Here is a 19,784-nt window from a genome sequence, read left to right as displayed (position 1 = left end):
CAAAAACTATTGGTACTTTGTAGTAAGTTAGAAAATTTTATTAACTTCTAGTTTTTACAAATTTTTTATAGTTTTTTTTAAAATTTCAGAACTTGAAATCACGCTAACTGTCTGATAATCAGTAATTGAAATTAGATAGATTTGTAACTTGATTTCAAAAATCAAGTTAGTTTCTTTGTTACACTTTTCGTTATGGTTTTTCAGTAAAAAAAATATGGGAATACATTACTATTTCCATGAAGATTATTTGTGTATGTATATTTCTTAATTGTTTTATGATGCGTATCTTCGCGTGGTAAATTAAAAACATACAAATGGAAGACGGATTATACGCAAAATTTCATACAAGCAAAGGGGAAATCCTAGTTAGCTTGACGTATCAAAAAACTCCTGGAACAGTCGGTAACTTTGTTGCGCTGTCGGAAGGTAATTTAGAAAACAATGCAAAAGCACAAGGAACTCCTTATTATGATGGACTTAAGTTTCATAGAGTAATTCCTGATTTTATGGTTCAAGGTGGTTGCCCACTCGGAACAGGAACAGGAAGTCCTGGGTATAATTTTGATGACGAAATTCATCCAGAGTTAACACATAGCGAGCCAGGTGTACTATCTATGGCAAATGCTGGACCAGGAACTAACGGAAGTCAATTTTTTATTACCCATGTACCAACTCCTTGGTTAGATGGAAAGCATACTGTTTTTGGACATGTTGCACACGGACAAGAAGTAGTAGATGCAGTTGCACAAGGTGATGCAATTGATAAAGTTGAAATTATTCGTGTTGGAGCAGCTGCAGAAGCTTTTAATGCTGTAGAAGAATTTAGAAAATTTAGTGGAGCAAAAGAAGAAAGAGAAAAAGCAGCAAAAGAAAAAGCAGCAAAAGAATTAGAAGAAATTGCAACAGGTTTTGACACAACAGAAAGCGGATTGCGTTATAAAATTATTCAAGAAGGAAGTGGTGTTCAAGCTGAAGCAGGGAAAACTGTTTTTGTACATTATAAAGGAATGTTTCCTGATGGTGGTGTTTTTGATTCTTCATATAGAACCAATAAACCAATCGATTTTCCATTAGGACAAGGAAATGTAATTCCTGGTTGGGATGAAGGAATCGCGCTATTGAAAGTAGGAGATAAGGCTCGATTTGTAATTCCTCCACATTTAGGATATGGCGCAAGAGGTGCAGGTGGCGTAATTCCACCAAACGCAACACTCATGTTCGATGTTGAATTGATGGATGTAAAATAAATTAATACAAAACGCTCTGAAAATCTCAGAGCGTTTTTTTTGCTTGATATTTATTGATTTTAAAAATAGTTGTTCATATAGTATAGCATGGATTTAGAAAAATTAAAATATCCGATCGGGAAAGTTCAAATTCCAGAAATTATTACAGAAACCACTATTTTAAGGTGGATTGAAATTTTGGAACTATTCCCAAAACGGTTAGAAAATTTAGTCGAAAATCTATCTGAAACACAATTGAATACGTGTTATCGTCCTGATGGCTGGACAATCCGACAAGTAATTCACCATGTAGCAGACAGTCATCATAATAGTTATACGCGTTTTAAATGGACGTTGACAGAAGAGCAACCAATGATTAAAGCCTATTATGAAGATCGTTGGGCAGAATTATTCGATAGCAAATCAGCTCCGATTGAACTTTCAATCAATACGATAAAAGCGCTGCATGCAAAGTGGGTTTATTTTTTAAAAGGGCTTTCAATGTCCGATATGGAGCACGTTTTCATTCATCCGGAAGGAAATGAAAAAGTGAGTCTTAAAGAGAATATTGGAATCTACGCGTGGCATTGCAATCATCATTTTGAACATATCAATCAATTAATGATTCGTGAAGGTTGGAAGTAGGTTTTGTGAATTATGAATATTGAATTATAAGTTTTGAATTGATTCAAACAAAATTTAAACTTCGCTTAGAAACTTTCAAAAATATAATATTAAGAAAACATCTTACATTAGTTAGAAAATCTAAAAGCGTCAAAGCGCGTTCTAACAGCGAGTGATCTAAAAGCGATAGCAGTCTAAAATGAAATCCACTTAATCCCACAACCAATACTGGGTTTTTGATCGGCTAAAATTTCTTCGCCTTTCAATAAAGTATCTAGGGCAGTTCGCATGTCGTTTCCTGTAACTGGAATTCCGTTATTTGGTCGTGAATCGTCCAATTGTCCACGATATACCAATGTCAAATCGTTATCAAAAATATAATAATCTGGTGTGCAAGCCGCGTCATACGCTTTAGCAACTTCCTGAGTTGTGTCATATAAATACGGAAATGAATAGCCTTCTTGTTTGGCGTTTTCCTTCATTAAATGTGGCGCATCCGCGGGATAATTGGCAACATCATTACTCGAAATCGCAATAAAACCAATTCCTTTTGATTGGTAATCATTCGCCAATTTCACAATGCCTTCATTTACATGCTTTACAAACGGACAATGATTGCAGATAAACATTATAATAGTTCCGTGCGAACCTTTTGCTTGTTGCAAGGAAATATTTTTGTCTGAAATCGTATCTATTAATGTAAAATCGGGAGCTTTTGTCCCTAAAGAAAGCATGTTTGATGGAGTAAGTGCCATTTGATATATTATTTTAAAAGCATAAATTTACTCAAAAAAACACAATGGGAGACTTAAGTTGGAATGATTTTGAAAAAGTGGACATGCGTATCGGAACAATTATAGAAGTGAATGATTTTCCAAAAGCCAGAAAGCCAGCGTATCAGCTTACAATTGACTTCGGAACCGAAATCGGAATTCGTAAATCGTCCGCACAAATAACCAAACGTTATACAAAAGAAGAGTTATTGGGAAAACAAATTATGGCAGTAGTTAACTTTCCTAAAAAACAGATTGCAAATTTCTTTTCAGAATGTTTAGTTATGGGCGCTGTTGCTGGCGATGATGTCATTTTAATGGAACCTTCAGCTAAAATTCCGAATGGATTGAAAATTTCGTGATTAATTATTATACGGATCCATAATGCCACTTCGAGTATAAGAACCTTTGTACCAAAATTGAGCAGGATTCACGCTTCCGTCAAATTCATTACTGTATATAACTTTACTTTCTTTATCCTTATGATTTGTTTTGTATAGGAGTTTTGCACGTAATTTTGTTTTCAAAGCACCTTCATACTTCGGAATGGTAAATTCCCAAAACGAATTTTTAGCTAAGAATAAATTGTGGTAGCTATTTCCGCACCAACTGCTTGGCAAATACTCAATATCTTTCCATTCACCATTTGTGTTTTTTGCTTGTAAATTCATATACAAACGACTGTCTTGTGCATCGAAAAAGATAGAATCTTTGGAGGTGTTGTATATGTATAAATTATATCCTTTGTATTCTTTAAAATGTGGTAAAATTGATTCTGTATCTACAGAAATTCCAAATGTATCTTTTGGTAGTTTTTGTTTTCTCTTAATTTTTTTAAACGTATGATCAGATCCGCCCCAACCGCCAAAGCCATTGAGTTCATCTACTGATGGAGAAGAAGCGTAAAAGTATCCGCGATTCATTGCAAGAATATTAAAAGGTTTTAAACCGTCGTTTGGAGTAGTTTTTTCTTGCCATACTATATTTCCTTTTTGATTTATATAAAACTGTTTGCCATTTTGTTCTACATGTATCAAATCATCATATAAGGTATCCAAATTAATAATAGTGTATTTTGCTGGAATGATAATGTTTGTCTTTAGGTTACAAAAACCATAAGCATATCCATCTTCATTTTCTATATAGTATACTAAATAGTCTCCGATTTGACTAAAGCCATCATAATTAGTCTCTCTAAATACTTTAGATAATGGAACAGTATATTCACCATTTCTGTTAATCATTCCCCAAGAACCATCAACAGCAACATAAACTTCATCGTTTTCAAAGAAATTTTCTGGCGCTTCATTCCTAAAATTAGGAGCAAATTGATCAAATTCATTTGTGCCAACATAGTTTCCTTTTGTATTGATTATACGAAACTTATCAGATGTATTATTTTTTACAAAGGCGCGACTTTTACTAAAACTTGATATTTCTGACCAAGTAGTATCTTTCTTTATGATGTTCCCTTTTATGTCAATAATTCCTTTGTATGTGTTTTTCTGTCTTTCATCCCAATCGGAGATACTATCAGGATTTCTTTTAAAGAATTCAACAATACCTAAGTTTTCAGAGAAAGATTCTTCTCCATAATCGAATTCCCATGGTTGATTTTTAGTCTTCAAAACAACTTTTCCTGTGGTATCAATAAAACCGTCAAAATCATTTTCACCAGTTTCTTCATCACTTGAATGTTGAACATGTGCACGTCCATTTATGAAATAATCAATAGTATCATACTTTTCAAAAGGAACTACAATATTTCCTTCTACATCTAAAACACCGTAATATTTTCCTTCTTTTATAGCAATAACAACATCATCGTTTTCAAAGAAAATTAATGTATCATATATAGGTTTTATGATGATGTTTCCTTTGCGGTCAATCAATCCTTTGTAGTTATCTTTTGTTTGTACAACAGCATATCCGCTATCTGAGAAAAAATGAATTTCCTTAAAATCGTGCTCAAATAAGAGTTTACCTTTCGTATCTATATAATGAGGCTTTTCATTGATATACATTCTAGCAGCGCCATCAAAAAAACGTGCACCCATATCATATTTAGCAGGAATAACAAAGGTTCCTTTGGGATCAATAAATCCAAATCTTCCGTTTTTAACAACCATTGCTAAGTCATCTACAAAGTAGCCTGCTTCAGCAAATTGCGGTTCAATCACTGTTTTTCCGTTTATGTCTATGTAGCCCCATAAATCATTCTCAACGATTCTGAACATTGTTTTTTGCAACTTACTTTCAGATTGTGCTTGGATTGGAATACTGATGCAAAAAGAAAAAAATACAATTAGAAAATATTTCATGGTTTTTAGTTTTTAGATAAATCTATCTAAAATACAAACGGAAGAATAAGAGTACTTAGTATGTTAGTCAATTGAATTCGTAAAAGATGCTTTTGAATGAGTTTCTATGGAATTATAAAAGTTAAATGTTGAATTTTAAATTGATAAAACATATTTTCTAACAACTACTTCTTCTTAGCTTCAACTAATTCCAATTGATCTACAGAAATTGTAGTCGTAAAAAGTCCGTAGTTTACAGTTGCTTTTCCTCTTTCCAAACTGTCAATAGTTCCCACAGCTTTTCCATCATGCATGCGAACACGATCGCCAATTTTTAAAATAGGTTTTGGTTTTAAAGCTTCTTTTTTTGCCGCTTTTTTCTTCTCAACTTTCTTTTCTTCACGAATAACCGCTACTTTTTTAATGACTTCCTTTTTAGCTTCTTTCTGCTTTACTTGCTGTATTTTTTTCTCTTTGACAGATTGTTTTTTACGTTTCGAATTTTCAGTCTCTACAATACGTAAAAATTCAGAAATCAACGGACGTTTCTTTTTATTATCGAAATAACGATCGGCAATTTCATTGATTTTATTCCCTAAATGAATCATGCGTTTGTCATGATCGTACAACTGTTGATAGCTCTCTAGTTTTGACTTTGTTTTGGTATTTAAAGCTTCCAAACGTTCGTTTTCTTCGCGCGCTCTAATTTCTTCTTCACGTAGTAATTTAGAAGTTTTTTCCATAGCGCTACGTTCTTTTTGAAGCTTTGCAATGGTAGCATCAAAACGTACTTTTCCGCGTTCAATTTTCTTCTTTGCTCTGTTAATTAAACTATACGGAATTCCATTTTTTTGTGCCACTTCAAACGTAAACGAACTTCCTGCTTGTCCCAATGCTAATTGATAGATTGGCAACAAGGTTTTGCGGTCAAACATCATGTTTGCATTGGTTGCATACGGCAATTCGTTGGCAAGCAATTTTAAGTTGGAGTAGTGTGTGGTAATAATTCCAAAAGCTTCTCGCTCATAAAAAACTTCTAAAAATGTTTCTGCCAAAGCGCCACCCAATTCAGGATCACTTCCTGTACCAAATTCATCAATTAAAAATAGCGTTTTGTTATTACACTTCTTTAAAAAGTAATTCATCTGTTTTAAACGATAACTGTATGTACTTAGATGATTTTCAATAGATTGTCCGTCTCCGATATCTGTCAAAATTCGCTCAAACAAACACATTTTACTGCGTTCATGTACAGGCACTAACATGCCACTTTGTAACATTAATTGTAATAAACCAATTGTTTTAAGTGTGATACTTTTTCCGCCTGCATTTGGTCCAGAAATCACAATAATTCTATTATCGCTACTGAGTTCAATGGTTTGCGGATATGTTTTTTCGTTTCGTTCTTTATTCGTTAAATAGAGTAGTGGATGATAGGCATCTTTCAAAAATAATTCGCGCTTTTCTGAAATTTCAGGCAAAATAGCATCCATAGAATCGGCATATTTTGCTTTCGCGTAACTGACGTCCAAATCGCTTAAAAAGTCTTGATATGCTGACAAAAGTGGTGCAAAAGGACGTGTAAAATCTGTTAGTTCTTTTAAAATGCGCGTAACTTCTTCTTTTTCTTCATATTCTAAATTGGACAATTCTCGTGAATATTGCAGCGTAGTTTCTGGCTCAATATACACAATACTTCCTGTTTTAGAATTCCCCATAATAGCGCCTTTTACTTTTCGACGATACATGGCTTTTACAGCTAAAACTCTACGATTATCAACTACGGTTTCACGAATTTCATCTAAATAATCTGCTTGATTATATCTGCTCAAGGCAGAAGAAAAACTCTGATTTATTTTCCCGCGAATGCTTAAAATTCCACGTCGAATGCGTGCCAATTCAGATGAAGCTGTATCTTTCACTTCTCCAAAACGATTGATTACAGTGTCAATTTCTGTAATTAATACTTTGGTGAACTCAATACGTTCTGCACGCGATTGTAAGGTTGGGTAGTATTCTTGAAACTTCTTAAAAAACTTAATTAATAAGTTAACAGCACTAGAGATTGCTGATATTTTTCGAAACCCTTGAATTTCCAAAAAGCTATTTTCAATGGCTAATAATTTAATTTCCAATGCTATTCCTTCAAATCCGTGATTTGGAATTACGTTTTCGTTCTCAAAAGATGCTAAATATTCATTTACGTATGCAAGATTTGTAAGTAGTATATCTTTATCCTGAAACGGTTGCATACTGTTAATCTTCTGTTTTCCATACGTAGTAACAGCATGTTCTGAAACTTGTTGTAAAACAGCTTCAAACTCTAAATCATCTAATGTTTTGGAATGTATTTTAATCATTGTAAATTTGGCTTACTTTAAATTTGCTTGATAGTACAAATTTTTAACCGATTGCAAAGGTACTTATTTATATGTTGATTTTGAAATGAATTTCAACATGACGAAAAACTGAAATTATGAATGTAAAAATTGAAGACAGCTGGAAATTTCACTTACAAGATGAATTTGAGAAACCATATTTTAAGGAATTGTCTGCTTTTGTAAAATCTGAATATACAGCACATCAATGTTTCCCAAATGGGACAGCTATTTTTGCCGCTTTTGACCATTGTCCGTTTCATCGTTTGAAAGTAGTGATTATTGGGCAAGATCCATATCATGGTGAAGGACAAGCAAACGGATTGTGTTTTTCCGTAAATGATGGTATTCCACATCCGCCATCTTTACAAAATATTTTTAAAGAAATTAAGCGAGATATTGCTATTGCTCCGCCAGAAAGTGGAAATTTAGAACGCTGGGCAAAACAAGGTGTATTGTTGTTAAATGCAACGTTAACGGTTCGTGCGCATCAAGCAGGAAGTCATCAAAAGAAAGGTTGGGAAACGTTTACAGATGCTGTTATTAAAGTGATTTCTGAGAAAAAAGAGAACGTTGTCTTTTTACTTTGGGGCGGTTATGCTAAGAAAAAAGGAGCAAAGGTTGATAATAGCAAGCATTATGTATTGACATCTGGTCATCCGTCACCACTAAGTGCAAATCGCGGATATTGGTTTGATAATAAGCACTTTAGTCAATGTAATGATTATTTGGTAAGTCAACGTATTGAAGGAATTCGATGGTAGCTCGCTTTGCTTGCAGATCGGTTTCGCCTGTTAGATCGCTTCGCCTTTTAGACTTTTCTCACTCTTGTGTTTCAGCATTTTGTAGACTAGCTTTTGTATGTAAACTTCTAACGAAACGTCTTTGCGAGTATTTTAAAAAAATACGTGGCAATCTGTTTCTTAAGAAAAATGATTAATTATGAAATTCAAATCAATCAATAAACTTTTTTTTACTTGAATGTAAGGTTTAATAACCTTTTGACGCTAAGTACTTGTTGTTAAATAAAAGGCATAAAAAAAAGGTCACAGTAAAATAATGTAACCTTTTATATATATAATTGGATAGTGTCTAATTAGTATACTTCTACACAAGAAGCGTCTTCTGCAGTCATAATGTAGTTTTCTTTTGCGTCATCTGTGTCAGCAAAGTTAACTCCTTTACCCATGCAGTTAGATCCACATGATGCTAATAATAATCCTGCTGCTGCTAGTAATAAGATTGATTTTTTCATAATTGTAAGTAGTTGTAATGTTAATAATCTGATAAATTGGTTTTTTTAGAAAACAACTTTTTTGCCCTTATTGCTTTCTGATATCAAATGTAGTATGTCGACACGTAATCGAAACATTTAATCGTTTAGCTGTTCAAATTCTCGTTAAATGACACAAAAACGCTCTTTTTTGTCGATTCACAGGGTGAAAAACACCATTCACCGACAATTAGCCCCTGTTAAAAAGGGGAAAAAGCCCCTAAGAAAACAGGTAGTTATACGTGTACTATTATATGTAGATTATAAATAGTATAATAAATAAGTCATAAAAAAAACGCAACTTACTAAGTTGCGTTTTTTTATATGATTTTGTGTGTCAGGTCTTTATAGTTCCATTTTTCGGGAATAATGTCCAAACTGAGGAGTTTATCTTGTACTTTATGAATGGTCTTTTCGTCTATAATTTCTTGACTCCATTCGGTTAATGACAACCATTTTTGTACATCTTCTAGTTGTTGTTCGTAGCGTGCAGCAATCCGTTCGTCGATATTCGGTAAGTCTTTAAACTTAGCAGTCATTTCGTTAATAATATTTAAAACCGTTTTTACAGTTTCTTCATCTTCTTCTAATAATTCTGAGCGAACTGCAATGACAAAACATGGCCAAGGCGTAGGACAATCAGCTACACGTTTAAATATGCCTTGATCTACCAATGGCTTTGTGGTAAAATGTTCCCACATAAAATAATCGCCTTTTCCTTTATTAAGCCCGTCAATAGCTCCTTCTAAGTTGTTAATGACTTCAAAACCTAAATTATCAGTGTCCCAACCATTATTTTCCGCATTGATATACGCCATTAAATGTGAACCAGAACCGTAGCGACTAATAGCGGCTTTTGTACCTTCTAAATCTTCAATTGTATTATAGGTTGCTTCTGCTGCAACGTGAATTCCCCAAATTAGAGGCGATTGCACATACGTTTGTATAATTTTAGCAGGATTTCCGGCAATGATATCTTTTATAATTCCTTCCGTAAGTATAACAGCAATGTCAATTTTTTTATTCCGAAGTGCTTTACACATCGCACCAGTTCCGCCTGGATAATCTTTCCAACGCAAGTTGATGCCTTCTTTTTCGTAAGCACGTTCTTTGAGTGTTAAATACCAAGCTAAGTTGAAATGTTCAGGAACACCTCCAATATTAATTTTTTTCATAGGGACATTTTTATACTAATTTACCTAAAGTGTACTGAATTAATTGATCAACAGTTTCTTTAGGTGTATTGCTAAACTCGCCAAGCGGACGATTTGCAATAATAGCATTCATAGAAACCGCACGATGTCCTAATAGATTTGCTAATCCGTATATACCGGCAGTTTCCATTTCTAGATTTGTTATTTTTTTATTGTTATGATTAAATGTGGCAAGCTTGTCATTTAAGTCTTCGTCTTGCACGTTTAATCTTATTTTGCGACTTTGCGGTCCATAAAAACCAACATTGGTAGCTGTAAATCCAAGTACAGTTTGTTCGGACGCTAATTGGTCGATTAATTGTTGATTCCCTTTCACAACATACGGATCTGATTTTTTAGAAGACCAATTGGTTTGTTGTATAAAAGCTTCAGAAAGTGCAGAATCTAATACATGATCGCTTTCATAAAAGTGTAATAAACTATCAAAACCAATGGCGTAATCGCTGATTAAGAAGCTATCTACAGGAATATTTTCTTGAATTGAGCCTGAAGTTCCAATTCGCACAATATCTAAAGAAGTAAACTCATTTTTGACGGTTCGCGAAGCAAAATCAACATTTACAAGCGCATCCAATTCATTAAACACAATATCAATATTATCAGTTCCAATTCCTGTAGAAATGACAGAAATACGTTTTCCACGCAGTGTTCCTGTATGTGTTACAAATTCGCGTTTGGCTTTTTTAACTTCAATCGTATCAAAATAGTTACTTACTGCACTTACACGATCGGGATCGCCAACCGTAATAATTAATGGCGCAATGTCTTCGGGAAGTATATTTAAGTGGTAAATACTTCCATCAGGATTTATAATGAGTTCGGATGCTGCTATTTTATTCATGTTTTGTCAATATTTGTTTGGATGGATGGTAACAATATTCATATTTACTGCAATTGCCAAAAAAAGTGTCGTCCGAAAGTTTGTTGTAAAAACTTTTCAAGCCATCTATTGCCAACAATCCTTCTCTATTTAGTACTAATCGTTCCGATTTTACAGTAAAAAAGTCCGATAGTTTTTCAATTATGCGTGTTATTTGCAAATCGCCAAAACCAAAATATCCTTGATATTGTATAATGTATCCTGTAAGTTGTCGTGTATTTTTTATTTCTTCTTTGTGAATTATTTTTAAAATGTGCTTTTCTAGTACATTCAATCCGCTAGAAACATCTGGGAATCGTTTCAAATGCGCGTTTATACAGTTAGAAAGGTATGGAAACGAAGATGATATGGTAACGAATTTTTTAAATCTGATATGATCGTTCGTACAATACAATTTCCACAGTATGTCTGCCAATTCAATATCAGCTCTTGTCAACTCAATCTTTTGGTTGTAATGTTCCTTTAGTTGCACGTCTGAAAGTTCGCCTAAACCTTTTAAATTCGGATCATTTTCAATCCAACCACTACAAACCAAGTAGATTTTACCTGAAAATTTCGATTGTTTTAAGAAACTCAAAGCTGCCATCATATTAATATGACAGAACAAATCGTATTCAAACCAAACAACAATAGTAGTATATTTTGAAAAATCGGTGTTTAATAACGGATTCAAAAATGAATCGACATACGTTTTTTCGTTAGCTCCGTAAGGTGTCAAATACGAAATGCGTTGCTGTTTGAATGTTTCTGACGCTAAGTCATAACTCGTTTTTCCTTCGCACAGCATTTCACGCCATACCAATTGATCGTCAGTAACTTCAATTTCTGCTAGTCTTGGCGTTAAACTATCGCCATTTAAAATATGTAGGGTTTGTTGTTGCATTTATCCACCAATGCGTTTTACATTGTAATTTTCTTTTTCAAGAATTTGTACAATTTTATCTCTATAATTTCCTTGAATAATAATTTCATTGTCCTTAACACTTCCGCCAACACCACATTTTACCTTTAATAGTTTTCCTAAAGCTTTTAAATCATCTTCAGTACCAACAAAGCCTTTAATAACGGTGACTACTTTTCCGCCGCGACCTTTGTTGCTAAAATGCGCTTCTAAATATTGTTCTTTTGGGCTGCGTGTTTCTGCTACAGTTTCGTTTTCTAACTCAAAATCATCGTTGGTAGAGAATACAAATCCTCCTAAATCTTCCAAACCGAGTTTTTTCTTTGCCATATATTGTATTTATGAAGTGAATATATAAAAAATCACCTACTTTTTGTCAAAAAATAACACCAATAGCAATCGCCATCAGTGTTGTGGAAATATTTTTGAATGGTATTTAGTTACTTTTTGATCAATCCCAATTCAACTAAACGCTGATTTAGAAAATCACCCGCGGTAATATCATCATATTGTTTCGGATTATTTTCGTCGATACAATTATCTAAACAATCCAAAGGCATTTCACTAATAGGATGCATAAAGAAAGGAATAGAGTAGCGCGATGTTCCCCAAAGTTCTCTTGGCGGATTTACAACTCTATGTATCGTAGATTTTAGTTTATTATTTGTGTGGCGCGATAACATATCACCAACATTTATAACCAATTCATCTGGTTCAGCAATTGCATCAAGCCATTCGCCATCGTTGCGTTGTACTTGCAATCCTTTTCCATGTGAGCCCATTAATAAAGTAATTAAATTAATGTCTCCATGCGCAGCTGCACGAACCGCATTTTTTGGTTCACTTGTAATTGGTGGATAGTGAATAGGACGTAAAATGCTATTTCCATTCTTAATGAAATTATCAAAATAAAATTCATCCAAACCTACATACAAAGCCAACGCTCTTAATACGTATACGCCTGTTTTTTCAAGCATTTGGAATGTTTCTTTTCCAACAGCATTAAAATTAGACAACTCTGTAACTTCTACATTGTCTGGATATTCCGCTTTTAGGACGTCATTATCTTCTACATATTGACCAAAATGCCAAAATTCTTTTAAATCGCCTACTTTTCTTCCTTTGGCACTTTCTTTTCCAAAAGAAACATATCCGCGTTGTCCGCCAATACCTTCAATTTCATATTTGCTTTTCGTTTCTACGGGCAACGTAAAAAATTGTTTGATTTCTTCGTATAAATTATCAACCAAAGTATTGCTTAAAAAATGTCCTTTAAGTGCCACAAAACCAATGTCTTCGTATGCTTTTCCTATTTCGTCAATAAACTTTTGTTTTCTTTTAGGATCGTCAGATAAAAAATCGGTAAGATCTACGCTTGGAATATTTTTCATGTGTTTTTATTTATTTTTAAATAAACTCATGGTTTCTGGCAATTTAAGGTGTTGCTAGTAAAAACCAATTGTTAATAACTTTATTGCCGTTAAAGGCTTGTTTTTACAAATGTAGCTAAAAATATACGGTTGCAAAAAGAGAGTTATTAACAATTTCAAAAATTATCCTTTTGTGTTTTGATGAACCGTTTTTTTTCTTGATTTTTGAATATCTAATAAATGTAATGCAATCAATGCCAACCACAGAAGAACCAATGCTATATAAAAAAGGAAATTTGACCGACGAAACGTTGATCGAACTATACAAGAAAATGCTGAAACCGAGAATGATAGAGGAGAAGATGTTAATTCTCCTACGTCAAGGAAAAATCTCAAAATGGTTTGGCGGAATTGGACAGGAAGCTATTGCCGTCGGCGTAACTTCTTCACTTGCAAAAGACGAATACATTTTGCCAATGCACCGAAATTTAGGTGTATTTACTACGCGAGAAATTCCGTTGTATCGTTTGTTTTCGCAATGGCAAGGAAAAGCAAATGGCTTTACAAAAGGACGCGATCGTAGTTTTCACTTTGGTACGCAAGAGTTTAATATTGTGGGAATGATTTCGCATTTAGGTCCGCAATTAGGTGTGGCAAGCGGAATTGCCTTAGCAAATAAGTTAAAAGAAAATAAACACGCATGTGCGGTATTTACAGGTGAAGGCGGAACAAGTGAAGGTGATTTTCACGAAGCATTGAATGTTGCTTCTGTATGGAGTTTGCCCGTTTTATTCTGTATCGAAAATAATGGTTACGGACTGTCTACGCCAACAAGTGAGCAATATAATTGCGAAGATTTGGCAGATAGAGGCAAAGGGTACGGAATGGAATCGCATGTAATTGATGGAAACAATGTGTTGGAAGTATATTCGAAAGTTTCTGAATTGGCAGATAGCATTCGCGAAAATCCAAGACCGATTTTATTAGAATTTAAAACGTTTCGCATGCGCGGACACGAAGAAGCAAGTGGAACAAAATACGTCCCGAAGGAATTAATGGATGCTTGGGCTGAGAAAGATCCAATAGATACCTACCGTAATTTTCTATTGTTTGAAGGTTTGTTAACGACACAGATTGATGACGTTTTTAAAGCTGAAATTTCTGCTGAAATCAATGAAAATTTACAACGCGCTTTTGATGAAGATAAAATCACATCAACTAAAAGTAAAGAGTTAAATGATGTGTATCAAGATTCAATATATGAAGAAGTTACGCCAAGCACTAAAAATGAAAACATACGTTTCGTAGATGCCGTTTCTGAAGGTTTGAAACAATCAATGGAAAAGCATGATGATTTAATTATCATGGGACAAGATGTCGCTGAATATGGTGGCGTTTTTAAAATTACGAACGACTTTATAAATCTGTTTGGAAAAGATCGTGTTCGCAATACACCAATTTGCGAATCTGCAATTGTGTCCGCTGCGTACGGACTTTCTGTAAACGGAATGAAAGCAGTGATGGAAATGCAATTTGCTGATTTTGTTTCAAGCGGATTCAATCCGATTGTAAATTTATTAGCAAAATCACACTATCGCTGAAATCAAAATGCAGATATTGTAATAAAAATGCCTTGAGGTGCAGGAGTTGGCGCAGGACCTTTTCATTCACAAACAAATGAAGCTTGGTTTACCAAAACACCAGGTTTAAAAGTAGTATATCCTGCATTTCCGTATGATGCAAAAGGTTTGTTAGCAACTGCAATTAACGATCCGAATCCTGTGTTGTTTTTTGAACACAAAGCTTTGTATAGAAGCGTGTACCAAGATGTACCAACAGATTATTACACCTTGCCTTTAGGAAAAGCTTCTTTATTGAAAGAAGGAACAGCTATTACCATTATCACGTATGGAGCAGCAGTTCATTGGGCATTGAATACATTGGAGCAAAACCCAAATATTTCTGCCGATTTGATCGATTTACGTTCGCTTCAACCGTTAGATACGGAAGCAATTTATACTTCTGTCAAGAAAACAGGAAAAGCGATTATTTTGCAAGAAGATTCATTATTTGGAAGTATTTCAAGTGATATTTCGGCATTAATTATGGAAAACTGTTTTGAGCAGCTTGATGCGCCTGTAAAACGTTTGGCAAGTATGGAAACGCCAATTCCGTTCGATCAAGGATTGGAACAACAGTATTTAGCTAAAAATGAATTTGAAGAAGCTTTGAAAGATTTGTTGGATTATTAGACTCGCGTTGCTTTTAGATCGCTATCGCTCTTTGATCGCTGACGCTTTTAGATCGGCTTCACCTCTTAGATCGCTTCGCTCTTGGTATTTTGGTAGAATTCACAAACACTTTAGGATTTCAAAACGTCAATTCGAGTGATTTTCGTAATGGAATGAAGAAAATTGTATCGAGAATAGCTTTGCTCTTGGTATTTTAGTAAATAACTTTTTGCATGAAATTTTATTTACAAATTGACGAATCACCAAATTAACAAATTGAATTAGACTCGCTTTGCTTTTTAGACTCGTTCCCGTGTAAACGGGAATCTCTTAGACTTGCTTACGCTCTTAGTTACGCTTCGCTTTAGTATTGCTTTGCTCTTAGATTTTTAGATGTCATATTGAGCGCAGTCGAAATGCTTTTGGACTACATTCACAATAAATATATTAGGCATAAAAAAATCCTGACGTGCCCTAACGTCAGGATTTTACATATTAAATAGTGAATAGTGTGTAAACAAATTATCTTCGTGTTACAGTTTCTTCTTTAAAAGAGGAGACTTTTAGTTTTCTATTTTTATTATTGACTTTGTAATGAATCACAACTTTTTCAGCGGAACTATTACAATCTTTTAGTACTTCATAGTTTCCTTCGTGTAAGGAAGCTTGCAATGTTAATTTCTTTTGATTTGTACTTTTTGATAGGTAATGATTTACTTTCAGACAGCGATCTGAATTAAAAACAATAACACTGTCAATTTGTATATCAACAGTGTTATTTAGTGCTATCTCAAAAAGATACTTAGTGTGCGATTTTGACGTTTTGAAACCTTGTACAACGGTTTGTTTTTTAGAAGTTATCAGCTTAATACCTTCACAAGCCATTATATTTAGCGTGAGTATACACAATATCAAAACAATCAAAAACCGCTTCATTAATTAACAATAATTTTCTTTGTTAAACTTTTTCCGTCATTCGTAATTTTAACGAAGTATAAACCGCCAGCATAGCCAGTTAAATCGATTTTTTCTTCAGCGGAATTCGTTTTTATTTGTTTTACAACAGAACCAATTAAATTATAGACTAATACATTGGTGTCGCCTGAAAGATTATTTAGTTTGATGGTAAAGTTTTTATTTACTGTCGGATTAGGATATACTTGAACCGCGTTTGAAGCCAATTGATTCTCCTCAATTGATAAAGAGGTTTCGTCTACAGAAACTTCCCAAACGCCACGACCATACGTAGCTGCTCGTAGTTTTTCGGTTGCATAATGGATTTCAATATCATTTACAATTACATTTGGCAAACCTTGTCCTAACTTTACCCAGTCGCCAACAGAATCTGTTCTGTAATACACACCTAAATCAGTTGCTAAAAACAATTCGCCATCGGTTGTGCCTGTTTTGTATAAAATTTTGTGTGTTGGAATGTTTGGTAAACTCCCTGTAATATCTGTCCAAGCAAATCCACTATTGGTAGATTTGTATACTTTTCCTGCTTGATATCCAGAATAGGCAATATATACTTCCGCTGGATTTGTAGCATTGACTTCAATACTTTTTACGTTTCCACCTTGTGGTAAATTGAGTGTTGTCCAAAATGTACCACCATCATCCGTTCTTCTTACCACATTTCCACCAGAAACATAAATAACATTCGGATTGGAGGGAGCGATTGAGATAAACTCAACACTACCAACATTTGAGTTTAAGTTTGTCCAATTATTTCCGCGATCTGTAGATCTGTAAATATCACCAAAACCTCCGTAGATTGTAGTTGGAATAGTTGGGTGAATTTCCAATTCCCATATAAATGGCGCACCGTTTGGTGTAGGAATAAACTGAGAACTTGCAAAACCATTAGTAGTTCTAAACATGGTTCCAGCTTGACTACACGTCCAAGCAATATCACTGTTTGAGTAATCCCATAAACCTTCAACGCCATCACTTCCAGGATTTCTACCAATCCAATCAGTTCCATCAAATTGCCCGATATCGTTGTCTTGGGCTCCTGCAATTAATAAATTTGCGTTTTGTGGCGTTCCAGAAACGTTATAGTATTGTGTAATGGCAATTCCAGAAGATAAATCTGCCCAAGCATTATCAAGTTGCGCATTTCCCATAAAAATTCCACCATCATTTACAGATATTGCCATGTTGGTTCCAGGTACAAATTTCATATCGTGATGATCAGAATGCACATAGAAATAAGGGTTTCCAGCTGTCCAATAGCCATCAAGGTATTTTTCCCAGTTTTGTCCGCCATCAGAAGAACGCCAACCATCAACACCGCCGGCTAAGATTAGATTTTCATCTAATGGGGAAATTGCCAATGTTATATTGTATCCGCCTTGTGAGGTAAATCCGCCAATGTTTGAAATTTGTGTCCATGTATCACCATCATCTGTTGATCTTCGGATGCGTCCATTAGAATCAATACTTAAAATTAAGTTTGCATTTGCTTCAGTTAATGCAAGATCTAAACGATTGAAAGTAGGACTAGAAACTTGTGCCCAGTTTACGCCATTATCGCTTGATCTGTAAAAACGTCCTGTTCTTGAAGTTGCAAATAATATGGTATTGCTGCCAATTTTATATTGAATATCATTAAAACGAGCGTTGTTTTGTGTAAATGCGTCTGTCCAAGTAATTCCGCCATCAGTTGTTCTTTTGATACTGTTTCTAGTTGTAGCAAAAACGGTATCTGGATTGTTTGGATCAATTAGTAATTTACTAATAATATCATTTTGCCCTAACGTAAATGTCAATCCTGTTGTGTTCCAGTTTGTACCGCCATCAGTCGTTTTTAATACGCCAACTGATCTGTTTTGCACACCATCTGCATCACCAGTTGCAGCATAAACAATGTTTGTATTTGTTGGATTGATGACAATGTCAGAAATTCCCATATTTGGAAATTCATCTCCTTGAGCTGTCCAGTTTGCGCCGTTATCAGTTGTTTTCCAAACGCCTCCGCCTGGTGCGCCAACATACATTGTATTTGTATCATTTCCCGCGAAAGCGACGGTATTTAAACGTCCCATTCCAGGGTAAAAACCAATATTTGATATAGGAAACGTTGTTGGTCCTAATAAACTCCAATTTACGGAAGCAACACTTTCACTGTTTGCAATTGCTTCTTGATGACGTGCGCGTTCGGAAACCCATAAGTTTGCGGTGTGTGCTGCAGACATGAAACGTCCGTTAGGTAAAACACGATCTTTCCAGAAAGCTGCCCAACGCTCAAATTGTTTGATTTGTTTTCTGCTTTTTCTGTCTTCGTTTCCTCTAATTGGTGCAAGTACTTGATTTTCTTGCGCAACAATTTCAAAGTAATTATTGTTTTCATTTAGTGTAGCAGACCGATAATTTTGTGCTTGAATATTAGCAGAAAAACCAAGAATAGTAATTCCTGCCAAAGCAAGGTAGTTTTTCCTTTTCATAGGGAATGGTTTAGTTTACGGTTGTTTAACAATTTCTTTGCTCTTAAAACAGTCCATTAATAAAACACCCTACTTTTTAACAGTAAATAGTTATAAATTGTTTTTAAGTATAAAATATATTGTATTGACTGTTAGTTATTTGTGAATTATTTTGAGAATTCTGTAATTTTCATGAAGTTTTAATGTCTAAAAGACAAATTAAAGATTGAAAATGAGTTTAACTATAGAATTACAAAAATTTGCAAACGCAAGTGCGCAGCGTCATCCAGGAGAAGCACAAGTTATTATGAAGAAAGCCATTGATGATTTGGTGGCTTCTGCTATGATAGTCAATGCTTTTAAAACAGGCGATACGCTTCCGGAAATTAGCTTAGGAAATGCGTTGGGAAATGAAATACGAATTCAAGATATATTAAAAGATCAGAAAGTAATTATTGCTTTTTATCGCGGAAATTGGTGTCCATATTGCAATATTCAATTGCGTGCATTACAACAAGCAGTTCCTGATTTTGAAGCAAAAGGAGCAAAGTTGATTTTGATTGGACCTGAAACGCCAGATAATTCATTGACAACGAAAGAAAAGAACGAATTGACTTTTGAAGTGTTGTCTGATATTGATATGAAAGTAGCTCGCAGTCTGAATTTGGTCTATAAATTACCTTCCGATTTGCAAGAATTGTATAAAAAATTCGGAATCTATTTAGATACAAATCAAGGAAATGAAAAGCAAGAGTTGCCAATAGCTGCAACCTATGTTGTTGAACAAGATGGAACAATTTCATATCACTTTTTAGAAGAAGATTATAAGTTACGTGCCGATCCGCAGGATATTTTGGCAGCTTTGTAGAAAATATTTAATTGGTTACAGAAAGAGATTGTGCAATACTATTTGTGTAATCTCTTTTTTTGTTTGATTATGAATGAGATACTTATTTTTCTAGAATTAAATTATAAAAAAATGCAGGTTGGTATGTAACAAAGTATAAATATGAATGTCTATTTTTAAGAACATTGTTATTTTTACAGTATGAAACAACTAAACCCATCCATTAAACTGCATGTGCTTATTGGCGCGTTAATCAGTGCTTGGATCTTTTTATTTGCCTTTTTTATTCGTCCCTTTGAACATGGAAGAATGGATTTTAAGGTTTGGATGACTGTAAGTTTA

Annotated in this window: 16 protein-coding genes and 1 pseudogene; 6 read left to right on the top strand and 11 right to left on the bottom strand. The window is 34.2% G+C overall.

Annotation, left to right across the window (positions count from 1 at the left end):
• The first annotated feature begins 314 nt into the window (after nucleotides 1–314).
• Both AB8B65_RS02515 and AB8B65_RS02510 read left to right on the top strand, forming a co-directional pair.
• Nucleotides 315–1,247, top strand: coding sequence for a peptidylprolyl isomerase (locus AB8B65_RS02515; protein WP_405299246.1), 933 nt, complete (start codon nucleotides 315–317; stop codon nucleotides 1,245–1,247).
• 87 nt (nucleotides 1,248–1,334) lie between these two features.
• Entirely contained in the window at nucleotides 1,335–1,871 is a 537-nt protein-coding gene (locus AB8B65_RS02510) for a YfiT family bacillithiol transferase (RefSeq protein WP_405299245.1), read from the top strand.
• A 173-nt stretch (nucleotides 1,872–2,044) separates the two neighbouring features.
• On the opposite strand, the gene AB8B65_RS02505 is transcribed toward AB8B65_RS02510, so the two are convergent.
• Complete coding sequence (locus tag AB8B65_RS02505) at nucleotides 2,045–2,605, bottom strand: thioredoxin family protein (protein ID WP_405299244.1); 561 nt, start codon at nucleotides 2,603–2,605, stop codon at nucleotides 2,045–2,047.
• A gap of 44 nt (nucleotides 2,606–2,649) precedes the next feature.
• Here AB8B65_RS02505 and AB8B65_RS02500 point away from each other — a divergent pair, with 44 nt between their 5' ends.
• Nucleotides 2,650–2,985, top strand: coding sequence for a tRNA-binding protein (locus tag AB8B65_RS02500; RefSeq protein ID WP_405299242.1), 336 nt, complete (start codon nucleotides 2,650–2,652; stop codon nucleotides 2,983–2,985).
• Here AB8B65_RS02500 and AB8B65_RS02495 read toward each other — a convergent pair whose 3' ends face one another.
• Both AB8B65_RS02495 and AB8B65_RS02490 read right to left on the bottom strand, forming a co-directional pair.
• Nucleotides 2,986–4,944 (bottom strand): WG repeat-containing protein, encoded by a 1,959-nt coding sequence (locus AB8B65_RS02495; RefSeq protein ID WP_405299240.1) that lies wholly within the window; start codon nucleotides 4,942–4,944, stop codon nucleotides 2,986–2,988.
• Between the two features lie 164 nt (nucleotides 4,945–5,108).
• Complete coding sequence (locus AB8B65_RS02490; protein WP_405299238.1) at nucleotides 5,109–7,283, bottom strand: endonuclease MutS2; 2,175 nt, start codon at nucleotides 7,281–7,283, stop codon at nucleotides 5,109–5,111.
• 116 nt (nucleotides 7,284–7,399) lie between these two features.
• Here AB8B65_RS02490 and AB8B65_RS02485 point away from each other — a divergent pair, with 116 nt between their 5' ends.
• Nucleotides 7,400–8,065 (top strand): uracil-DNA glycosylase, encoded by a 666-nt coding sequence (locus AB8B65_RS02485; RefSeq protein ID WP_405299237.1) that lies wholly within the window; start codon nucleotides 7,400–7,402, stop codon nucleotides 8,063–8,065.
• 332 nt (nucleotides 8,066–8,397) lie between these two features.
• Here AB8B65_RS02485 and AB8B65_RS02480 read toward each other — a convergent pair whose 3' ends face one another.
• The 6 genes from AB8B65_RS02480 to AB8B65_RS02455 all read right to left on the bottom strand — a co-directional run bounded on the left by AB8B65_RS02480 (nucleotide 8,398) and on the right by AB8B65_RS02455 (nucleotide 12,960).
• Nucleotides 8,398–8,556 carry a hypothetical protein gene (locus AB8B65_RS02480; protein ID WP_405299236.1) on the bottom strand — a complete coding sequence of 53 codons (159 nt, stop codon included), beginning with the start codon at nucleotides 8,554–8,556 and terminating at the stop codon, nucleotides 8,398–8,400.
• 338 nt (nucleotides 8,557–8,894) lie between these two features.
• Complete coding sequence (locus tag AB8B65_RS02475) at nucleotides 8,895–9,749, bottom strand: substrate-binding domain-containing protein (RefSeq protein ID WP_405299235.1); 855 nt, start codon at nucleotides 9,747–9,749, stop codon at nucleotides 8,895–8,897.
• A gap of 10 nt (nucleotides 9,750–9,759) precedes the next feature.
• On the bottom strand, nucleotides 9,760–10,629 hold the full coding sequence (locus AB8B65_RS02470) for a nucleoside phosphorylase (protein ID WP_405299233.1): 870 nt from the start codon (nucleotides 10,627–10,629) through the stop codon (nucleotides 9,760–9,762).
• Nucleotides 10,622–11,551: a DUF1835 domain-containing protein gene (locus AB8B65_RS02465; RefSeq protein WP_405299231.1), complete on the bottom strand. Its 930-nt coding sequence runs from the start codon at nucleotides 11,549–11,551 to the stop codon at nucleotides 10,622–10,624. The genes AB8B65_RS02470 and AB8B65_RS02465 overlap by 8 nt, the downstream gene beginning before the upstream one ends.
• A complete protein-coding gene (locus AB8B65_RS02460) occupies nucleotides 11,552–11,899 on the bottom strand; it encodes a translation initiation factor (protein ID WP_405299230.1) in 348 nt (115 codons plus the stop codon). It lies immediately after the preceding gene.
• Nucleotides 11,900–12,009: 110 nt separating this feature from the next.
• Complete coding sequence (locus tag AB8B65_RS02455; RefSeq protein WP_405299229.1) at nucleotides 12,010–12,960, bottom strand: isopenicillin N synthase family dioxygenase; 951 nt, start codon at nucleotides 12,958–12,960, stop codon at nucleotides 12,010–12,012.
• Nucleotides 12,961–13,214: 254 nt separating this feature from the next.
• On the opposite strand from AB8B65_RS02455, the pseudogene AB8B65_RS02450 reads away from it, so the two are divergent.
• Nucleotides 13,215–15,191: pseudogene (locus AB8B65_RS02450) on the top strand (thiamine pyrophosphate-dependent enzyme).
• 501 nt (nucleotides 15,192–15,692) lie between these two features.
• Here the strand turns inward: AB8B65_RS02450 and AB8B65_RS02445 are convergent.
• Complete coding sequence (locus AB8B65_RS02445; RefSeq protein ID WP_405299227.1) at nucleotides 15,693–16,055, bottom strand: hypothetical protein; 363 nt, start codon at nucleotides 16,053–16,055, stop codon at nucleotides 15,693–15,695.
• Between the two features lie 50 nt (nucleotides 16,056–16,105).
• Entirely contained in the window at nucleotides 16,106–18,616 is a 2,511-nt protein-coding gene (locus AB8B65_RS02440) for a T9SS type A sorting domain-containing protein (protein WP_405299225.1), read from the bottom strand.
• A 211-nt stretch (nucleotides 18,617–18,827) separates the two neighbouring features.
• Here AB8B65_RS02440 and AB8B65_RS02435 point away from each other — a divergent pair, with 211 nt between their 5' ends.
• Entirely contained in the window at nucleotides 18,828–19,463 is a 636-nt protein-coding gene (locus tag AB8B65_RS02435) for a peroxiredoxin-like family protein (RefSeq protein WP_405299224.1), read from the top strand.
• Nucleotides 19,464–19,784 lie beyond the last annotated feature (321 nt).

It is taken from the genome of Kordia sp. (assembly GCF_045105435.1).
Lineage (GTDB): Bacteria > Bacteroidota > Bacteroidia > Flavobacteriales > Flavobacteriaceae > Kordia.
This window is presented reverse-complemented; position numbering and strand designations above follow the sequence as displayed.

Coding starts and splice junctions, on each gene's coding strand:
- AB8B65_RS02470 (WP_405299233.1), bottom strand. CDS start 10,629: ATGAATAAAATAGCAGCATCCGAACTCATTATAAATCCTGATGGAAGT.
- AB8B65_RS02500 (WP_405299242.1), top strand. CDS start 2,650: ATGGGAGACTTAAGTTGGAATGATTTTGAAAAAGTGGACATGCGTATC.
- AB8B65_RS02440 (WP_405299225.1), bottom strand. CDS start 18,616: ATGAAAAGGAAAAACTACCTTGCTTTGGCAGGAATTACTATTCTTGGT.
- AB8B65_RS02505 (WP_405299244.1), bottom strand. CDS start 2,605: ATGGCACTTACTCCATCAAACATGCTTTCTTTAGGGACAAAAGCTCCC.
- AB8B65_RS02445 (WP_405299227.1), bottom strand. CDS start 16,055: ATGGCTTGTGAAGGTATTAAGCTGATAACTTCTAAAAAACAAACCGTT.
- AB8B65_RS02460 (WP_405299230.1), bottom strand. CDS start 11,899: ATGGCAAAGAAAAAACTCGGTTTGGAAGATTTAGGAGGATTTGTATTC.
- AB8B65_RS02435 (WP_405299224.1), top strand. CDS start 18,828: ATGAGTTTAACTATAGAATTACAAAAATTTGCAAACGCAAGTGCGCAG.
- AB8B65_RS02510 (WP_405299245.1), top strand. CDS start 1,335: ATGGATTTAGAAAAATTAAAATATCCGATCGGGAAAGTTCAAATTCCA.
- AB8B65_RS02495 (WP_405299240.1), bottom strand. CDS start 4,944: ATGAAATATTTTCTAATTGTATTTTTTTCTTTTTGCATCAGTATTCCA.
- AB8B65_RS02515 (WP_405299246.1), top strand. CDS start 315: ATGGAAGACGGATTATACGCAAAATTTCATACAAGCAAAGGGGAAATC.
- AB8B65_RS02475 (WP_405299235.1), bottom strand. CDS start 9,749: ATGAAAAAAATTAATATTGGAGGTGTTCCTGAACATTTCAACTTAGCT.
- AB8B65_RS02465 (WP_405299231.1), bottom strand. CDS start 11,551: ATGCAACAACAAACCCTACATATTTTAAATGGCGATAGTTTAACGCCA.
- AB8B65_RS02480 (WP_405299236.1), bottom strand. CDS start 8,556: ATGAAAAAATCAATCTTATTACTAGCAGCAGCAGGATTATTATTAGCA.
- AB8B65_RS02455 (WP_405299229.1), bottom strand. CDS start 12,960: ATGAAAAATATTCCAAGCGTAGATCTTACCGATTTTTTATCTGACGAT.
- AB8B65_RS02490 (WP_405299238.1), bottom strand. CDS start 7,283: ATGATTAAAATACATTCCAAAACATTAGATGATTTAGAGTTTGAAGCT.
- AB8B65_RS02485 (WP_405299237.1), top strand. CDS start 7,400: ATGAATGTAAAAATTGAAGACAGCTGGAAATTTCACTTACAAGATGAA.